Source organism: Prevotella sp. AM23-5 (genome assembly GCF_003473645.1).
Taxonomy (GTDB): domain Bacteria; phylum Bacteroidota; class Bacteroidia; order Bacteroidales; family Bacteroidaceae; genus Prevotella; species Prevotella copri_A.
Genome location: NZ_QUCG01000025.1, coordinates 1 through 17,999, shown reverse-complemented (window position 1 = coordinate 17,999; position 17,999 = coordinate 1). Strand labels below are relative to the sequence as shown.

Annotated in this window: 24 protein-coding genes; all 24 read left to right on the top strand. The window is 37.1% G+C overall.

All coding sequences use genetic code 11. From position 1 onward, the window contains the following. Positions 1–3 precede the first annotated feature (3 nt). Positions 4–627 (top strand): sigma-70 family RNA polymerase sigma factor, encoded by a 624-nt coding sequence (locus DW657_RS07920; protein ID WP_118312083.1) that lies wholly within the window; start codon positions 4–6, stop codon positions 625–627. Next, positions 620–1,096, top strand: a complete 477-nt coding sequence (locus tag DW657_RS07915; RefSeq protein WP_118312082.1) for a hypothetical protein — start codon at positions 620–622, stop codon at positions 1,094–1,096. Before DW657_RS07920 ends, DW657_RS07915 begins: the two co-directional genes overlap by 8 nt. 2 nt (positions 1,097–1,098) lie before the next feature. After that, on the top strand, positions 1,099–2,148 hold the full coding sequence (locus DW657_RS07910) for a hypothetical protein (protein ID WP_118312081.1): 1,050 nt from the start codon (positions 1,099–1,101) through the stop codon (positions 2,146–2,148). Positions 2,149–2,150: 2 nt separating this feature from the next. Beyond that, positions 2,151–4,139, top strand: coding sequence for a hypothetical protein (locus DW657_RS07905; RefSeq protein ID WP_147381908.1), 1,989 nt, complete (start codon positions 2,151–2,153; stop codon positions 4,137–4,139). Between the two features lie 2 nt (positions 4,140–4,141). Then, positions 4,142–4,594, top strand: coding sequence for a hypothetical protein (locus tag DW657_RS07900; RefSeq protein ID WP_118312079.1), 453 nt, complete (start codon positions 4,142–4,144; stop codon positions 4,592–4,594). After that, positions 4,594–5,022, top strand: coding sequence for a hypothetical protein (locus DW657_RS07895; protein WP_118312078.1), 429 nt, complete (start codon positions 4,594–4,596; stop codon positions 5,020–5,022). Before DW657_RS07900 ends, DW657_RS07895 begins: the two co-directional genes overlap by 1 nt. After that, positions 5,022–5,294: a hypothetical protein gene (locus DW657_RS07890; protein WP_118312077.1), complete on the top strand. Its 273-nt coding sequence runs from the start codon at positions 5,022–5,024 to the stop codon at positions 5,292–5,294. The genes DW657_RS07895 and DW657_RS07890 overlap by 1 nt, the downstream gene beginning before the upstream one ends. After that, entirely contained in the window at positions 5,291–6,934 is a 1,644-nt protein-coding gene (locus DW657_RS07885; protein ID WP_118312076.1) for an AAA family ATPase, read from the top strand. Before DW657_RS07890 ends, DW657_RS07885 begins: the two co-directional genes overlap by 4 nt. 257 nt (positions 6,935–7,191) lie before the next feature. Beyond that, complete coding sequence (locus DW657_RS07880; protein WP_147381907.1) at positions 7,192–7,860, top strand: hypothetical protein; 669 nt, start codon at positions 7,192–7,194, stop codon at positions 7,858–7,860. 23 nt (positions 7,861–7,883) lie between these two features. Beyond that, positions 7,884–8,408, top strand: a complete 525-nt coding sequence (locus DW657_RS07875) for a hypothetical protein (RefSeq protein WP_118312074.1) — start codon at positions 7,884–7,886, stop codon at positions 8,406–8,408. Between the two features lie 5 nt (positions 8,409–8,413). After that, entirely contained in the window at positions 8,414–9,682 is a 1,269-nt protein-coding gene (locus tag DW657_RS07870) for a radical SAM protein (RefSeq protein ID WP_118312073.1), read from the top strand. 119 nt (positions 9,683–9,801) lie between these two features. Further along, the gene (locus DW657_RS07865; RefSeq protein WP_118312072.1) at positions 9,802–10,110 is read left to right on the top strand and encodes a hypothetical protein; all 309 of its coding nucleotides are present in this window, start codon (positions 9,802–9,804) and stop codon (positions 10,108–10,110) included. Between the two features lie 241 nt (positions 10,111–10,351). After that, positions 10,352–10,714, top strand: a complete 363-nt coding sequence (locus DW657_RS07860; protein ID WP_118312071.1) for a YkvA family protein — start codon at positions 10,352–10,354, stop codon at positions 10,712–10,714. Positions 10,715–10,756: 42 nt separating this feature from the next. Next, positions 10,757–11,185 (top strand): hypothetical protein, encoded by a 429-nt coding sequence (locus DW657_RS07855; protein WP_118312070.1) that lies wholly within the window; start codon positions 10,757–10,759, stop codon positions 11,183–11,185. A 172-nt stretch (positions 11,186–11,357) separates the two neighbouring features. Then, on the top strand, positions 11,358–11,762 hold the full coding sequence (locus DW657_RS07850; RefSeq protein ID WP_147381906.1) for a hypothetical protein: 405 nt from the start codon (positions 11,358–11,360) through the stop codon (positions 11,760–11,762). Positions 11,763–11,780: 18 nt separating this feature from the next. Continuing rightward, positions 11,781–13,097, top strand: a complete 1,317-nt coding sequence (locus DW657_RS07845) for a hypothetical protein (RefSeq protein WP_118312068.1) — start codon at positions 11,781–11,783, stop codon at positions 13,095–13,097. 12 nt (positions 13,098–13,109) lie between these two features. Next, entirely contained in the window at positions 13,110–13,436 is a 327-nt protein-coding gene (locus DW657_RS07840) for a hypothetical protein (RefSeq protein ID WP_118312067.1), read from the top strand. A gap of 130 nt (positions 13,437–13,566) precedes the next feature. Continuing rightward, positions 13,567–14,250, top strand: a complete 684-nt coding sequence (locus DW657_RS07835; RefSeq protein ID WP_118312066.1) for a PP2C family serine/threonine-protein phosphatase — start codon at positions 13,567–13,569, stop codon at positions 14,248–14,250. 17 nt (positions 14,251–14,267) lie between these two features. Further along, positions 14,268–15,398 carry a hypothetical protein gene (locus DW657_RS07830; protein ID WP_147381905.1) on the top strand — a complete coding sequence of 377 codons (1,131 nt, stop codon included), beginning with the start codon at positions 14,268–14,270 and terminating at the stop codon, positions 15,396–15,398. 12 nt (positions 15,399–15,410) lie between these two features. Then, complete coding sequence (locus DW657_RS07825; protein WP_118312064.1) at positions 15,411–15,836, top strand: hypothetical protein; 426 nt, start codon at positions 15,411–15,413, stop codon at positions 15,834–15,836. A gap of 11 nt (positions 15,837–15,847) precedes the next feature. Continuing rightward, positions 15,848–16,396 carry a hypothetical protein gene (locus DW657_RS07820; RefSeq protein WP_118312063.1) on the top strand — a complete coding sequence of 183 codons (549 nt, stop codon included), beginning with the start codon at positions 15,848–15,850 and terminating at the stop codon, positions 16,394–16,396. Between the two features lie 11 nt (positions 16,397–16,407). Continuing rightward, entirely contained in the window at positions 16,408–16,695 is a 288-nt protein-coding gene (locus tag DW657_RS07815) for a hypothetical protein (RefSeq protein WP_118312062.1), read from the top strand. A gap of 214 nt (positions 16,696–16,909) precedes the next feature. Continuing rightward, entirely contained in the window at positions 16,910–17,059 is a 150-nt protein-coding gene (locus DW657_RS17725; protein ID WP_158577332.1) for a hypothetical protein, read from the top strand. Between the two features lie 187 nt (positions 17,060–17,246). Then, a complete protein-coding gene (locus DW657_RS07805) occupies positions 17,247–17,987 on the top strand; it encodes a VWA domain-containing protein (RefSeq protein WP_118312060.1) in 741 nt (246 codons plus the stop codon). Positions 17,988–17,999 lie beyond the last annotated feature (12 nt).

Sequence of the window (17,999 nt, the reverse complement as noted above, 5' to 3'; positions counted from 1 at the left end):
GCAATGATTGTAAAAAAGATATTTACACAAGATTTGCAAATAGCCAAGTCATTGATAAACAAGGACGAAATGGTTACACGCAAATACTTTTACCAACAATGCTATCCACTGTTTAAGTCCATCTATGACAACTACTATACCGATTGTGCAAATTGCAAGGAGTTTATAGACGAGATATACATTGTTGTTCTTGCTCCAAGCAAGGCTACAGGCAAATGTCAGATGGAAAATTTCAGAGGTGAAAGTACATTGACAAGTTGGTTGAAGACCGCATGTTTGTTTTATTGCTACAAGCAGTTTGAAACAAAAGAGAAAATGCCTAAGCATGAGCAGATTTCTCACTCCAATCTAAAAGAAAATGATGATGAGAGTGATAGAACGGATTCTATTTATGGTTCTATAGAGATAGATTTTTCTAATCTCAATCGTCAAGATGCTCTGACAATTATCAAACAGATGCCCAACAAGCGTTACAGCGAGTTAATACGTCTGCGATATTTAGAGCTGAAGACCAATGAGGAAACCGCAAAAGAATTGGGTATGTCAATGGAGAACTATTATAACAAGCATAAACTCGCCAAAGAGCAGTACGAGCGAATTTTCAGAAAGGAGGTAGGTCATGCATAAAGATTTTGTACCACCAGTAAGTATAGAGGAATTTGCTGCGTATTTGGATGGAAATCTTACGGAGGATGGAATGAATGAGATTGCATCGGCAATCCATGCAGATGACTCTTTGCAAGACATCATGTCGAGTTGCCATGCCATAGATGATACAATTGCAAATTATGAACCTTTGCAGTTGACTGTTCCAGAAGATATTTCATCTACAGATTTTGAGATTCCACAAATGGACGATAATGATTATTCGAATATTGGTGATTGGGCGGATTTAGATGTTGCCGCTTGTGCAGTAGACTCTTTAGAAGCAGATGCAATGGGGACAGAAGATGATAGTTCATCAATGACTGACCATATAGGATTAGATGAAGACTCTTCTGATATAACATCAGACCATTTGGAGACAGATTTTAGTGATACTATGAATCATGATGAACTCATAGACTTAGACAATACTAATTTTAACGATTTATAGATATGAACGGACATCAACAAGCATGTTTCAGTCCTTATATGCTAATCAGCTCAACACTTCAATCTGTGTTTGGGTATGATAGGCGTAAGGAACAAGACAAACAAGCCGATATTGCCCAGCAACACCAGTTGGAACTCCGTAAGGCAAAAGAAGAGTTTCAAGATGAACTTGAAGCACAGAAAGTTGCCGATATGAGAGCAAAGATGGCAGTTGCACGTAAGTATCGTGCCGAAGAAAGATTTGAACAGACTGTTTTGCAGCATAAGACAGAAGAGTTAAGAACCTATTTCATGAAATGTTTGCCTATAAAGCAAAAAGTAATATCTCAATTACTGGATGCAGCTAAAAGTTATAAAGCATTAGGATATAACAGCGATTGTCCTCTGAATGTTGTTCTATTGCATACGAAGCAAGCAGCATTGGATTACAATGACATTTGTAATGAGTTGGATAAAACTCAAATGCAACTTGGAAATCTTGTATATAGAAGATGGTGTGACAAAGATGTTGCTCACAATTCTGCAATATTGAATTTACATGCCATCATGAGTAATATTCCAACTTTGGTTATATCTCCTTTCTTTCAAGGTGGAAGCATTCATTTTACGGCATCCATGTGGGAGGCTCAATCCGAAGCAATGCCAATGATACGACCATTGTTTTCAATTCCTTGTCCAACGGAATATCTCGCACCTCAGCAAAAGTTCACTGTGGAAGGAAAGAAAGCTATTCAAGACCACATAACTTTAATCTCTACGATTGTTTCAGGTTGTGCTCGTGATAGTTATATGCTGATGACGCAAGGACGTACACCAACACTCCCTAACTATCTGAAGAATAATCCAAATGTATTGAAATCGCTGGTAAATGAGGATAACAAGGAGCTATGTTCATTTATGTTGAATGAATATAAAACGATGAATGACCTGTTAGAGAAGTCTGATTGTCCTTCACATTTGCTCACAAAAGAGGAAATCAAGCAACTTGCAATAGAGGCAGGAAAAGCGTCTAAGGAACTTCAATGTTTAACCCACAAATCTTTGGAGGCATAACAATGATAGATCCGATTACAATGATGGTGGCAAGTATTGGAATGCAATTTTTCAATAACTATGCCAACAGCAAGAAGACTACAGAAATTCAAAAGAAACAGCGTGAGTTTCAAAAAGCGGCAGCTGAGCATGACTTTGAAAGGATGCGTAAGCTGCAAGCAGAATCAGCCAAGCTTGCGTTAGAACTTGAAGCGGAAGTACATAAAGAACGTGTTGAGGACATAAATAGCAATTATGATGCTTTGTTGGAAAACTTTGCGCATAGTTTTACTATCCAGAATTGGCCTCTCAATGTTCTGCCTTTCATTATGAAAGGAGAATCATTTGGAAGTTTGTTCAATGGAACTACACAATCTGTAAATATGCATTGCATCTTTACGCCTTCTAACTGCGATTGGTTCAATGAAATGTTTTATGATGATATTGACCTTCGGTTAGAGGCAGAGATGAATAATAATTGGAATGCTCAATCAACGCATCCTATTGTATATTATGGTGGTGGATGGAATCGTCGTTCTTTGAAGCATGGTGTATCACAACCTAATCCGATAGACCTTGATGATATAGAACTGCTGAAAACGAATCTGAAAAATGTTCCTGTACTTGTTGTTACACCATACTTTGATCCTTGGCTTCATTTCAGAGTGAAACTCTGGGGTATGGGAAAGGATAGTGAACTTCCTTACAGAATAGATATTCCTCATGGGGATGATGTTGAGACTTCAAAACGTATCTTTTCTTATGACTATAATAAAGAAAAGAAAGAGGAAATGACGGATGATTTTTCAAACACAACCATTGAAGAGTTTGTGCCTTATCTTGAGAGTTTGATAGGTTTTGTTGCAGATAAGTACTTTTGGGGCGTTTATCATGTTGTACCCATGTTGCATAAAATTTGCAATATTCAAAGTTTAACACCTTTGGTAAAAAAGGAAAATATCAACAATCTTAAAGAATATTCTAACTATGCTGAATTTTGTGTAAAAACGTCCGTGGATTATCTTCAATCAATAAAAGAATGTGTTGAAAAAGATGAGTTCTACAAATTAGCATGCCAACAAATTCACGCAATAGAGAAATATGCCAATGCTAATGTTGTGGAGATAAAAAAATTGCACAATTTGGGCCTTTCTTCTGTACTAGAAGGGGAAATAAAGCAAGTTATAGATAATTTGTGTATTAAAAAAGAGGAATCATTAGAGGTAATAGAAGATGTTAATACATCGTTAGGAAGTATCTGTGATATAATTCGCGAATTGCAAAAAGACGCATTATATCCCAGTTTCTTTATCTTTTGCTTATGGAATTCTGATACAATAATTGGAACGTTCTGTGACGATAAATATTCTCAATGCATATATGAAAAATGCAATAACGTTCTGTATTTTGCATTTTTAAATAAGGCATTAAAAAATGGCATAGGTGATAGAACTAAAAAAGAATTTTATTCTATAGATTTGACTGATAATTATTCTCTAAAATTAATAAAAATGAAAACAACAAACAACAAACAACATCTTAGCCTAAAGGAACGAGTTGCACGCAAGCTTGTTGAACAGGGCTATCGTCTTATGGGACAAGGTTCTCCTAATTTTCCCCAAAAGGTAGAACCTTCAGATCCGTGGGGAGACGCTACACAGACTTCAAATTCTGTTGATGAATTAAAAAGCATCTTAACTTTCTTTGTAAATGGAGTTAACAATGGCAACATCCCTTTCAAAAAGATGGGAACTTATATGTCTATAAAGAATGTTCTCGATTGGTTGGACTCTATTGATGAGCATGATGTAGAAAATCTTAATCAAGTTTATGTCATTCGAGGAATTTACAGTGCAAAGAACAAAATTGTATATTGCGCATTTCTTGCTAAAAACGACAAATTCGAATTAAGGACAACTCCTAAGTTCTGTTTTATATGTGACTCAGACACTGAAGAAATGAAAGAGTTGTATAACGGAAAGTCAATATATGTAATACCTTTTGAAGATTAAAGATGGGATTTTTTAGTAGTTTATGGGAAGGCGCTAAAAATGTAGCAAGCAAGGCTTGGGATGCAGTATGCGCCGTAGCAGATTTTTTATTTGAAACAGCGTTTTGGCTTGTAGGAATTATTTTTTCTGCTATAGAAGCTTTCTTTGAATGGATTGATGATATGATTGATTCTATTATTGATGCCATAGGAAATTTCTTTAGCGGTGGTGATAGTGAAGGCGGTGTACTTCCTCCGACTCCTGAAGTAATACAAGTTGTTGAAAAGTATGACAAAGAATATGGAACCACATATTCTAGAAAAGTAAGAGAAGGAAAAGGAAGCCTTGGATATGTCACAGACTCTCAAGGAAAAATATGTGGAAGTAAGATTGTCGGTTCAGATAAAGGTTTTGACACGACAATTGCAGCTGCACATAAAAGAAAAAGAATTTATGCCTCAAAAATAACAGACTGATGAAAATGACACAAAATACAATTTTACTTTCAGCTTGCATCATTTCTATTGCAGCAATATCCTATTGCTTATACCGAATTAGCAATAGTAAGAAAAAATTAACTAATGTGTTAGACGAAACTGATATACAAAGAGTGAAGTCGTTGTCTATGAAATCCATAATAGATTGGATTGATAATGTATTAGGTGACACATTAGAACAATACGAAAAAGCTTACATAAACATTCTTCCTAATATAGCAACCAAAGAAGCATTAAAAGGAGGAATAGATATTCCAAAGAAGGATTTAAATAAAAGCATTCTTGTTATTGTGCTAGATAAGGAAACGAAACAAGTTATAAAAAGAAAATTAGTAATTCCTAATAGCATTGCAGATGATTTATCAGCTATTAGAGATGGTAAAATTTTTGAGATACCTGTAGAATAATGATTTTAGAAATACTAGCTTTGACGTTATTGTGTGCAGGAGCTTTAGTCTTATATGTAGACTACGTTACAGAGTCATCCTTGCGAGCCAAAATAAGAAGTGAGATTCCAGAAACAATGTATGCGGATGTTGAAAACATCACGCATAAATATGATACAGAATACGGAACAATTTATCATCTTAAAGCTAGAAAAAAAGATGGTACTACTAAAGATATAGAAGTAAAAAGTAAAGGAGGAAATGTTACTAAATATTCAAGAATACGTATATGATAAATATTAAGTATATTCACAAAATACATAACTGCAATTCAACTTTAGAAGTTGGTTCTTCGCTTAACAAGATAGAGAAACAACTCAACAATATGTTGCAGAACAAAAATGTTGACTATATAAAAGACAGTCAAGTCGATTTATATATAACTCTGATTGTCAATCCAACAAAAGAAGAACTTTCAGAAAGTCATAAACATACAGAAAACATTTATTCTGTGGTGTCAAAAGCTATTGATGGTGACGCATATCTTTACTCTGTGAGAAATCGCTTGGGACATTTGTCGTTACCAAATAATTTTTATCCATTATTAATAGCAATCGGACTTACAGAATATTCTTTGGATGTTGCTAACGATATAAAGTCACATGGTGAGGAAGGCGATGAAAGCCCAATCTTTTATGCCAAAGACCCCAAATGGTCATTTGATGATGTCATTCTAAATACAGAAACAAGAGAAAGAATTCTCCGTGCATTGTCAATTATAGAAAACAGAGAACAGATATTTAATGATTGGGGATTTTCTTCTGTTGATAAAGCAACAAAATCTATATTGTGTTTTTACGGTCCTGCAGGAACAGGTAAAACAATGACAGCAGAAGCTATTGGCAATTATTTGCAGAAATCGGTAGTTCATTCGAGCTATGCTGAAATCGAATCAAAATGGGTTGGAGAAGGTGCTAAAAATCTTCATGCAATATTCAAGTTTGCAGAAGAGAATGATAGTGTTTTGTTTTTTGATGAAGCTGATTCCTTTTTAAGTAGCAGAATCGAGAATACGGAAAGTAGTTCAGATAAGCATTACAACCGAATGTCGAATGAACTTTTCCAATTGTTGGAGGAATTTAATGGGTGTGTGATATTTTCAACAAATTTACTTAAAGATGTTGATGAAGCATTCAAGTCAAGAATCATCGATTCCATAAAGTTTGAACTTCCTGATAATGACACAAGGATACTGCTTATAAAAAAGATGTTGCCTAAACAATTCCCATTTGCTGTTCCTCTTTCAGAAGAGAATTATCAGAACTTATCTAATAAACTTGAAGGCTTTTCGGGGAGAGATATAAGAAAATCAATTCTTCTATCTTTAGCTGATGCAGCCCAAAAGAAAAAGCGTCTAGGTACAAGTGCTTTCACGTATGATGATATAACAATTGGATTTGACGAGGTGTTAGCGTATAAAAGAAACATGCTTGCAGAAAATGGTATAATGCCTACCGACGTTGTTGATAACCTTGTACATAAACAAAAACTTAACGAAAACATTATTGACATAGCAATTTATGCTATGCTTTGTGATGGGGTTATTCATGAGAAAGAGAAAGATTTATTGGACCAATTGTCTATGGCATTACTTGGTGTGCCATTATCTGAACCTATAGAAAGCCCACAAAAAACTGTTGAAGAAATTTGCAATGAAACAAAAAATATAGGAGATAAAAAAGTATTGTTAGAAACTGCCATACGAGTTGTTTGTATAGACGGTTTTCTTGATGAAACAGAAAAAGAATTCATCAATCAACTCATAGAATTGTTTGGAATAAATTCCGATGTAAGGGATAAAGTATTTGCTTATGTCTCCAAATTAACAGCATTAAATAAAGATTGGGGAAATATACTTTTTTCAGAAAATTAATTATAATGCTAACATTTGGACCAAAAGTAACTCAGACTGAGTTTGACACCAATATCTTTCAAGGCCACGACCCTATCTGTGCGATTCGTTGTCAAGAGATGATATTGCGTGATTACGGAATACAGATTCCAAAAGAAGAGTTGACAGCATACGCAACAGAGCAAGGCTGGTATCACGGAAGTGGTACCAAACCAAGCGATGTCGGGAATTTGCTTGAAACTTGCAATGTTGGGACACACTCACAGCATTGTGAATCAGTGTATGACCTTATAAATGAATTGAAAGATGGACATCGGGTGATTGTCGGTGTTGATTCGCATGAGTTATGGGCAGAACCAGGCTCTGAGGAATATGAGTTCTACCGCAATCTGACAAATGCCGACCATGCCCTTATTGTCACAAGTGTCAATATTGACCCGAACAATCCTGAAAACTCAACTGTCGTATTGACAGACCCAGGAAACGGCTCAATCATGGAGTACGATTTTGAGAGGTTCGCCCATTCATGGAGAGATTCCAACTTCTTTATGATGGCAACAGATGAACCAGCTCCTTATCAGTACAATGCCGAAACGCAAAGTATGGAGGTTTCTAACTTTGCAACTGACTATGCGCTGCAAGAATTCCCTTTCCACAATGAGTTTACGGACATTTGGCAAGTGGATGAATTGGGATATGTGCCATACTATACTGATGGACATTTATTGAGTATCACTGATGATTTGTCATACGATGATTTCGTTTACGCTTACGACAGTGATAGTTTTGGAACAATAGATGACTCTCTAAATATGGATGACACAGATGAAGGATGGTCGCATATAGACTATTCAGACAATGATGTCATTTCAGAAGTAATGCCAATGGACAATATGTTTGATTATGGTTCAGATGCCATGACAGACAATATGTCGTTGGATAGTTAATAACATTCAAAAACATAAATGCTATGGACGATATGGATTTTAATGAGGGCATGATGCCTTCAACAAATGGATTAGCAGATCCAAACGAAGACTTATTGGGAACATCTCACACCAATCCTTTTGACTCAGGTTTTGACGCAGAGCATCCTTTCCCGACTTATGAACAGTTGCGTAACGCAGGTTTTAGTTCGGAAGTTGCTCATAATATGATAGATGGTCTTGACCATGCATATTCGCAAAAGGAACTTTACCATGTACTTTATGAGTCTGATGACCCTCTGACAGCTTATAATGAAATGATGGACGGAAAGGTGCAAGAGACTTGTGACAAAATCGACGAACTGGTTGATGGCGTAGAAAAAAGCGGATTGCTTGGTAACACAGAAACAACCGAACAGCCAAGTGTTGAAACATCTCATTATAACAAACCAAGTTCTGTTGAGGCATCTGATGACGAAAAAGAAATTGGTTCATGTGATTGTCGCTCAGAATGTAGATACAATACAGGTAGCACTTATAAATACGCAGACTATGGTTATTCTGACTAAAACGTATGCATAGATTCACGACATCATCAGGAAAGCAACTGTGGTATAATGTAACAGACAACAGGATAAGTCTTTATTCGAAAGATAAAGAACAAGAAACTTGTCCTGTTGTCTGTTTCAACCAACCTACAACTGTTGATGGTAGTAGGATTACGATGTTCACCATCGAAATGACGCAACAATGCAATCTTAGGTGTTCCTATTGTTGCTATTCTGGAAGTTACAGAGACCGCAGAGCGCATAATGAGACGGAAATATCCTATGAGTTGCTGGGTGATGTTGTTGAATTTATAAAATCACACGCAGACAAAAATACTCCAGAGATAACTGTTTGCTTTTATGGTGGCGAGGCGTTGTTAGCAAGGAAGAAAATTGAATGGATTGCAGGTCAGTTATATTCCATATATGGCCAGCGCATACGATTTTCTCTCTCAACAAACGGACTTGCACTTACAGAAAGTGTTATAGATTGGCTTGCTTCGTTTGAGCATTTTCTTGTCAATGTCACTATTGACGGCAACAAGATGATGCACGATAAATGCAGAAAGACTATTACTGGCAAAGGCTCTTATGATACAATAATAAAGAACTTAGAGTTATTCAAAAGGAAATACCCATCCATATTTGACCAAAGAGTTAGGTTTCTGTCCACTGTGTATTCTTGGAATGATGTCAAGCAACTTGCGAAAGTATGGGATGACGAGCCTGTTCTCAAAGGGCATTATCCAGTGCATATCTCTCACATCCTTCCCGACTTCTTAGACTCCGCACGTTCGTATGACTCATGGGAAGTCAAGGATAGCTTTTATAGAGAAGCGTTCATTGCTTATGTAAATGGAGATAAAGGGATTATGGGTGGTTCTTTTCAAAAGTTGGTAAACATTATTGACAGAAGGAGTCTTCACAAGCTACCTAATGAACAGAACATCAAGACTTGTTTTCAAGAACTCTATTCTTGCTTTATCAATGTTGATGGAGATTTATATGCATGTGAGAAGTTCTGTGGAACAGCTAAGATTGGAAATGTCAAATGTGGTTTTGACGAACAATTGGCACTTCTACTATTAAAGGCATTTACCGATAGAAAGAACAAATTGTGTCCTTTTTGTTGGGCGCAACGTTTTTGCCGTATGTGTATGACGAGTTTGAATTATACAGATGAAGAAATAAAGAAAATGTGTAACATGGAACGTGACACCATTGATTTGGCATTGAAATACTATTGTGATTTAAAAGATTGGGAACAAACAAACCATAAAAAGATACAAAAATGAGCATATTATCAATATTTTCAAATATAGCTGAGGGTGATACTATGTATGTAGTTATCGCCATAGTTGTAATCCTAATTCTTTGGGGTATAACCAAGATTGGTAACAAAAAGAAATAAAGAATGGGACTGCTATCTGACATTTTTGACTTCCTTTCATCTTTCAATGAAGGCTCATATATAGATGACGCAAAAGATTGGGGAGATAAAATTTGGAATAAATCTATCAATAAGAAGTCTGCCTCATTGTACTTATACCTTGTAAACGACTGCTTGTATAAGCGGATGCGCATTGTCTTTTATGATGGAAATATAGCCAACGTGACCAATGAGGATGATAGAGGCTGGACTTATTCTGAAAAAAAACTTACTTGCTCTCAAAGAAGACAATTGAATGAAGAAGGGTTGATTGAAATAAAGAGATATGACTGAGAATAAATAAGGAGGGGCATGCGGACAGAAATCTGGCAACTTTCAACATAAAATCAGCCTACCTTCGATTTGAAATTAGCCTTATCCCTTGTTGCGGCATCAACAATAGATACCAATCTACAAATAACAACTTGCAACCTCGAATAATATCGTAGTTTGCAAGTTTTTCTTTTTCTGTGATAGATAGTTTTTCTTTCCCTACTCTATAATATAAAAATGTACAACAAAAAACATAGAAAACATGAATAAACCAAGTATTATAGACACTGCTGCTTTGAAAGACAAACTGCAAGAGTATGCAACAAAAGTCGGTCGTATTAGTGCTCGTCCACTCTTGTTGCTCTATTTCATCATGGTCAGCAAGAACACTCCAAAAAGTGATAAGTTGATGATTTTGTCAACCATATCCTATTTGGTGTTCCCAGTAGATTTGATTTCAGCGAAGCGTCTGCCTATCATAGGATGGATAGACGAGGCTTTTTCTCTTTCAGTTGTCTATCAGAAAGTGAGCAAGAACATCACACCAGAAATCGAACGAAAGACAGATGCATTGCTTGACAAGTGGTTTCCTGAATATACCAACTACATTGAAGTCTTTGATTGATGGTAAAAGCAATTAAACCCAAAATTTAAATATATAACACCTATGGAAGTAAAAATAAAATATTCAGAGCTTCAAGATTTTATCTTGCATAATTTCAAGAAAGAAGTGTCGTTGGCATTTGTCGCTCCATCTACAGTTTCCGTGTCAACGAAAATAAAGGTCTTTGGCTTTGCGAAGAGTATAGGCGTAGAAATGTGTGTTGAGAAAATAGATTGTTCCAACCTACAGATAGCATATAGTGGTAAGTTAGGGGTTGAATTGCTTATCACTCCTGCCATTGCTTTCTTGAAGAAACTCTTGCCAGACAAAACGAACTTTATAACTCAGAACTCAAACAATCGAGTAATCGTAAACATGGCAGAAATAGAGCAGTTGAAAGGTGTGCTTGAAAAGGTAACACTGAAGAGTATATGTTTTGATGAAGAGCATGTTGTAATTGAGTCTTCCTTGAACATACCAAATTGTAAGTAGGTTTATAGCCAGACTCATTAATACTTCGATAATGTTTACTACACAGTTTTGGCTTATAGTTATAGGCTTTGCGCAAATGATTGGTTGCAGTTGGATTTGCAGCAAGTTCCAGAAACGCTCTTACAAACGAGAAATCCGAAGCAGGCACTCGTATGTCTTGCTTGCCAAGTTGTTGGCAGAAGAGGAAAAACTTAGATGCAATATCAGTAAATGCAATGAGGATGGTACAGGAGAAGTTTATCTTGGTTTACCACAAGGAATAGTAAAAGTCTTTTCTTGTGGGTATGATAAATTTGCAATTTCGCTTGTTGGCGCAGTTATCATAAGTGATATACACGCTGATATGGCTCGTGAGTTTTGCAAGGAGTTGAATGCCAAAGAAAATCGAATAAGATATAGTGTTGGCTTTGAACCAGCTTTTTCCAAAACAGGAATATCTATGACTTGTGACTTTGAGGAAGATGGCGACGATGAAACTACCGAATACGATATTCTTAGTTATGCCAAGACATATTTAGAGCCAAAGCAACAAGAACTACAAACAATATGGACTCAGAAAATGGAAGAAATGCAATAATTCAAAAATATAAAAGACATGAACACAAATAAATACTTCAAGTTAGGCTTAATCACAATGTTTTTAGCCTTTTTCGGACAGTTGTCCTTCGCCCAAGAAGTGATAGTGGCTGACACTATTGATGCAGAAGAAGCATTTGGCAAAAAGCCCATCACCCAAGTACCATTGGAACAATGCGAACAGATAGACACTTGTAGCATTGCCAAGTTTGCCGTTGTTTCAAAAGGTGGCAAACAGGGTATCTATGACTTGGAGAAGCATGAGAATGTAACGGAGATAGATTTAGATGTTGCAGGTTTCTCACGTCGTTATGTGTCAGAAGATGGCATTGAGGTATTCTACTTCTATGTAGAAAAAGGGATTGAGCGTGGCACCATTGGCGTGGTTGGAGAAAACAATCAAACTGTTGGTGTATGGATGGACAATCCTGAATATGTAGCAAAACTTGATGAATGCACGACAATAGATAGCGTGATGACTCAAAAATGCCAAGATGTTTTGTCTGAGGGGTTGAAAATGTTGAATGGAACATACGGACAGATTGCTGTTATAGACGCACAAACAGGAAGACTGAAATCATGGGTTGCATTGGAGAAAGATAGAGATGATTATTCAGAGGGCAAGCTATTGAAACAAGCATGTAGTCCTCGCATTTTGACACTTGTAGGCATTACTCCTATGTTGGCAGATATCAATGGTTCACTCAATGACATGATGGATTTGTGCGGTGGCATATATAATATAGGTGACAGCATCAGCATTCGTGACCATAACTGGCGGTCTGGCGGTTATGGTGTAATGACTTGTCGCCAAGCATTGACACATAAATCTAACGTGGCTATGTTCAAGATACTCTTGGTAAATCGTGGCGACAATGCTTTTGGTATATGGAAGAAAATGACAAGTGACGAAAAGCAAACAAACGCCATGGAATTGGCTGCGCTCTTTAATGGTGTCTATCAGAAGAATACTCTGACATTCCCGACTTTGCAAGGGGACTCAGTTACAGAGGAAACTTACAATAATATTACGCCTTTAGGACGTAAATATCTGCAAGAGGTATTGATTGGTCTGAACAAAGGGAAAGGCATACAAGCATCTTATGCCCCAAAGAAAGTGGATATAGCAGGAGTATATGGCAACTATCAAGGCAAAGAACTTGAAAACGGTGAACATGAATTGGCAGAAATGTCCTTTGTCGGAGTTTTTCCACGCAAGAAACCTCGCTATGCCTTGGCTGTAATCATCAATAGACCGAATGAACAAACTCATGGTCCAAAGGATTTAGCCAATGGCATCGTGAATAATCTTGTGGAATGGTTGTCTAAACATTAACACTTGGAAATTATGGAAGAGGTTATCTACAAACATGAAACGAATGGTGAGTTCACAGGAATCTATGCGCAAATAGAAGATGGCAAACTCACCATTACCGAGCAAGATATGGGTGAATTTGAGAAAGAATATTCAAGAGACGGCGAGGTTGAGTCTTTCGTATTCTTTGATGTGGCAAATACCAATCGTCTGATGAGGTCTTTGCACGCATCTGACGACTATAGTCTTATCGAATCATTAAAAAAGAAGTTCAAAAAACATGGGAGTTGCATGAAAAGCGAGATCTGCTATTATTGCGATGAACATGACATCAAGTATCAAACACAAGTATATTATTGATAGAACAATATGACACAGCAAGCCATGATTCCCATATTATTGAATATAATATTGTCGGAAATATTACGTTACAGATAGATTAGAGGTTACATTTGCCTCTATACTATCATAAACTAAAAATAATCGTAATATGGAGATAAGATATGCAACAATAAGCAAGACTGGTAGAAGGCATAATAACGAGGATGCTTACAAGGTCATTGATATGCCACAAAACAACAGGTTTATGGGAATAGTCTGTGATGGTATGGGTGGTCATTCCTTTGGAGAGACTGCCAGTGAAACGGTATGCAATACTATATCTGACTTTTGGAAGAAGCATATCAGTACGCCCGATTGTGACTCAAAGGTAAAACTCGCTTGCAAGAAAGCAAATTGTGCTATTGATCAAAAGGCATTTGAGCTTCATCATGCAGAGATGGGTACGACTATGGTCATGGTAAGTATTGAAAACGAAGTGGCAACCATTGCGCATATTGGTGATAGTCGTTGTTATGTACAAAGGCCAGGTGATGGATTACTTTATCAGACAAAAGACCATATCCGGCTTGATTTTGGATGGGAGATTGTTGCCAAGTGCTTCTTCTCTTACCGCCCAGAAGTGGCAGTACCAGACATCCGACAAATCAAACTACAGACTGGTGACAGAGTTTTACTTTGTTCGGATGGACTATACAAAAGCATGGCTCCTGAAATTTTGCAAGCAAGGATGATGGATGACAAACCCTTGGAAGAGATACTTGACGTTTATGATTTCCTTTGTAAGAAACAAGGAGATGACAATTATACGGCAATATTGATTGAATGTTTCTGAATATAGGGAAAAGAATTATGAAGACTCGTTATACATTGTTTGTATTGGGCGTTGCACTGTTATTGATAGCTTCTTGTTATAGAGAAGATATAAGAATAACCTATTTCAAACAACTGCAAAGTACTTCTGACAATACCAACAAGGAAGACTCCTTGATGATGCCTTGTGGATTTATAGAATATGACTCCGTTCGATTCTCGGATGGTTCATATGCTGTACATCGTTTGCAATATGCACCGCAGAACAGTCTGACGGAGTTCTTTGATAACAAGGGACGAACGATTGCCACGATAGCAAGGGCATCGGAATGTTATGCACAAACTCTTGTGTATGATTACGATGATGAAGGACGGTTGTCTCATCTCCTCCAATATAAAAGTGAAATATGTGAAGGCTTGGATTCAGACAGCGCAAGTTATGGAAGGAATAAAGATGGGTATCTTGGCTTTCGGCAAATGATAGCAGATATGGTTTATGAACATCCTAACACTGCAAAATACCAACAGACGAACATTGAATATGATAAAGATGGCGATGCTGTAAAAGCCTATATGGTATATGGCAGTGATAGCATTGTTGCGCCAAGCGGATATAAGTTGACCATAGCGGTAAAACCTTGCCTGAGTTTTTGGCAAAGCGACTTGCATGGTGGCTTTTATATCTTCCATGTGACAATGGAACCTAAAAGAAAGAATTTGCAAAATTATAAGGTTTGCCGATTTGCAGATTATCTGCCCTCAATGGAATCGGAATATCGGAATGGGCGCATTGTCAAAACAGTATGGCACCATGATCCATGTATAGAGTCAGATGATAAAGACCTTGTCTTCATTCCAATAATAACTGATGACTTGAATGCGTATTCCGTTACGTGGGAGGATGGCAACAAGCATCAACGTGTATATAAAGACGGGCTATTGGCATATAAGCAAGAAATCAGCAAGTATGGTACTGCGTTGAAAAAGGAAACGTACTCTTTCCTATCAGACAAAAAGGTCAAAGTTACATTTGAGACCATTGATTATAAAACCAAAGCATTGAAGACAATATCAACTTCAGTCATGAATGTTCCTAACATGGAAAAGTTTCGTGAGGACATGAATGTAATCAGTGGAAATTACAGATGGGAAAATTATTACAACAAATAAAAACTTACGGATATGGACAAGAATAATTTAAAGGATGCCTACGATATAGGTGAGAATATGGCAGTGTTTAGTGGTGAAGGAAGAAGTTACACCATCATCAATAAGGAAACAGGTAAGACAAGGCAACTTGTAAGTGAAGACGGAAGCCTTCTTGTGACAGATAACGAGATTGACTTTGATGCAATATATGAGGGATGTCCTGATTTCAATGGATGTAAATCTGTTCGATATTGGTTCGGCAGATATGACAATTTCAGAAATGGTGTTTGTGCCATCTGCTGGACAATATATCCCGATGGACGCTACTTTGCTGATGAGGATGGTTTCGGAATGGAAGATAATGACGAAGAGAATGCTTATTGCATTATCAATAAGGATTTGGAAATCATCGTGCCTTTTCAACCAATGGACGATGTAAAGGAAATGTTGAAAAAATAAGAGAAGTAAGTATGTTAGTTGTACATCCAAAAGACAGAACGACTTCTGTACTCTCTACTCTATATGAGGGTATGGATGCAAATGTGGTTAGTGGCAAATGTTCCAACAAAGAAATGGAACATTTGCTGCATCATGTTTCCACGCAAGAACGAATCATGCTACTTGGACATGGCTCAGACAAAGGGCTGTTCTATCGAGAGGATGACACTAAGGATGAGTTTGACAAAATCATTGTTGGACACCCACACGCATTCCATTTGCGTAAGCACGGTGGTAATCAGATTGGTATATGGTGTCATGCTGATAAGTTTGCAAGAGCAGAAGGTCTGCATGGGCTGTTCTCTGGCATGATAATATCTGAGGAGCAAGAAGCGGTGGAATATGGTGTCATGGCTACACAACAGGAGATTCTAAAGTCCAATACCATCATGTTTGGACACTTACGTTGGCTACTTGACGAGGATATCCCTCTATGCGAAATACCACAGCGTATCAAAAACATGGATGCTGAAAGAACTTCACTATCCGTATTTAACTATAACAATTTCCATTACATATAATCAAAAAGGATATGCAAGTAATTAAACTTAATGGTGATCATTTGACATTCAAAGGCAGGGTTTATGGCTCTGTTGGCATAGAATATCGTATAGAGTATGATAAAACTGCTTTTCAAGTTGAATATAACTGCGAATATGTATATTCCAAAGAAGATAGGGACATGTTAGATGGTGCAGACGATTCTATTGTAATATACGAACTTACTCCATTAAAGAAAGGACTGTTTGATATTTATGAAGTAGAAGGCTTTCGGGGTCAAGAAACCGCAAGAAAAAAGCATACGATAGTAGTCATATAACACCAACCATAAGACTTCATCAAGAAATTTATAACCGATGAATGTATGTAAAATAAGTTTTAAAAATAGTATTCTTGCCATTTGGAACCAATTGACAAGAAAGGGTGCTTGGCGAAACATTTTTGTCACACATAATGCCTTTGGAATATTCAGTAAGTATAGCCATATTTCTCGTCGTAGCGGAACCCCCAAGATTCCTTATCCGAATAAGAGGGTGGCATTAAGAGCAGCTGAGGCTATGGGCAAAAAGCATGGTGTGCATTTCTCGGTATACAAATGTGCATGGTGCGACGGATGGCATATAGGAAAGAATGCGCAGAACAAGATCAAGTCTGACGCATTGGAGGATAAACGCCAACTTTAGTTCTTCTCATATATATAATAGCAATGAGGGTATCGAAACATAAAATCATGAAGTAACAATCTTGGATGAAGGAATAATCAGTGGTGAACAGAAGGGATTTTTATATTCTTTGATGATAGGAATGGTTACTTGTTTCACTCTATATTCATAAAGATATAAAGTTTGTAACACAAAAATATCAGATAATATGGAAGAAACAAGAAACAAGACAGCAATGCAGAAGACTCAAATCTTCAATGTGATAATCCTTGACCGTAGTGGTTCTATGCAGAGAATACGTCAAGCAGCGGTGGATGGATTCAACGAAACCTTGGTTGGAATCAAGAAAGCGCAAGAGAAATTTGCCGACACACAGGAGCATTTCGTTTCACTAGTTACTTTTTGTAGCTGTGAGACATGTAATGTTTTTGACAAAGTACCTGTGGGTAAAGCACATCCGTTGAGCATGAACGACTATGAACCATGTTGTTCAACTCCTTTATACGATGCTATGGGATTCACCCTTACTGCGATGCATAAACAGATCAAAGACATTGAGGATGTTGCGGTTGTTGTTACTATCATTACTGACGGTTATGAGAATGCGTCCAAAGAATATAATGGTAGTAGCATCAAGGCACTTGTGGAAACACTTCGCAAAGAAGGCTGGACATTCACTTACATGGGAGCAAATCAAGATTCAATGGAAGTTGCTATGTCGATGTCTATCCGCAATGCTCGTAATTTTGATTATAGTTCAGAAGGAACACGTGCTTCCATGCGCAAAGACACCACGACCCGTATGAATTTCTTTTCTCGTCTTTCTCAAATGAAGAATGAGGCTGCTTTTTGTGCAGAACCGATATCAAAGGAAGAACGTCTTGGTTGCTATGGTAGATTGGCAGATGAAGCCTTTGATGAGGAGGAAAATAAATCAATAGTTCGTTAAAATTTGAGATAA

Coding starts and splice junctions, on each gene's coding strand:
- DW657_RS07920 (WP_118312083.1), top strand. CDS start 4: ATGATTGTAAAAAAGATATTTACACAAGATTTGCAAATAGCCAAGTCA.
- DW657_RS07915 (WP_118312082.1), top strand. CDS start 620: ATGCATAAAGATTTTGTACCACCAGTAAGTATAGAGGAATTTGCTGCG.
- DW657_RS07910 (WP_118312081.1), top strand. CDS start 1,099: ATGAACGGACATCAACAAGCATGTTTCAGTCCTTATATGCTAATCAGC.
- DW657_RS07905 (WP_147381908.1), top strand. CDS start 2,151: ATGATAGATCCGATTACAATGATGGTGGCAAGTATTGGAATGCAATTT.
- DW657_RS07900 (WP_118312079.1), top strand. CDS start 4,142: ATGGGATTTTTTAGTAGTTTATGGGAAGGCGCTAAAAATGTAGCAAGC.
- DW657_RS07895 (WP_118312078.1), top strand. CDS start 4,594: ATGAAAATGACACAAAATACAATTTTACTTTCAGCTTGCATCATTTCT.
- DW657_RS07890 (WP_118312077.1), top strand. CDS start 5,022: ATGATTTTAGAAATACTAGCTTTGACGTTATTGTGTGCAGGAGCTTTA.
- DW657_RS07885 (WP_118312076.1), top strand. CDS start 5,291: ATGATAAATATTAAGTATATTCACAAAATACATAACTGCAATTCAACT.
- DW657_RS07875 (WP_118312074.1), top strand. CDS start 7,884: ATGGACGATATGGATTTTAATGAGGGCATGATGCCTTCAACAAATGGA.
- DW657_RS07870 (WP_118312073.1), top strand. CDS start 8,414: ATGCATAGATTCACGACATCATCAGGAAAGCAACTGTGGTATAATGTA.
- DW657_RS07865 (WP_118312072.1), top strand. CDS start 9,802: ATGGGACTGCTATCTGACATTTTTGACTTCCTTTCATCTTTCAATGAA.
- DW657_RS07860 (WP_118312071.1), top strand. CDS start 10,352: ATGAATAAACCAAGTATTATAGACACTGCTGCTTTGAAAGACAAACTG.
- DW657_RS07855 (WP_118312070.1), top strand. CDS start 10,757: ATGGAAGTAAAAATAAAATATTCAGAGCTTCAAGATTTTATCTTGCAT.
- DW657_RS07845 (WP_118312068.1), top strand. CDS start 11,781: ATGAACACAAATAAATACTTCAAGTTAGGCTTAATCACAATGTTTTTA.
- DW657_RS07840 (WP_118312067.1), top strand. CDS start 13,110: ATGGAAGAGGTTATCTACAAACATGAAACGAATGGTGAGTTCACAGGA.
- DW657_RS07835 (WP_118312066.1), top strand. CDS start 13,567: ATGGAGATAAGATATGCAACAATAAGCAAGACTGGTAGAAGGCATAAT.
- DW657_RS07830 (WP_147381905.1), top strand. CDS start 14,268: ATGAAGACTCGTTATACATTGTTTGTATTGGGCGTTGCACTGTTATTG.
- DW657_RS07825 (WP_118312064.1), top strand. CDS start 15,411: ATGGACAAGAATAATTTAAAGGATGCCTACGATATAGGTGAGAATATG.
- DW657_RS07820 (WP_118312063.1), top strand. CDS start 15,848: ATGTTAGTTGTACATCCAAAAGACAGAACGACTTCTGTACTCTCTACT.
- DW657_RS07815 (WP_118312062.1), top strand. CDS start 16,408: ATGCAAGTAATTAAACTTAATGGTGATCATTTGACATTCAAAGGCAGG.
- DW657_RS07805 (WP_118312060.1), top strand. CDS start 17,247: ATGGAAGAAACAAGAAACAAGACAGCAATGCAGAAGACTCAAATCTTC.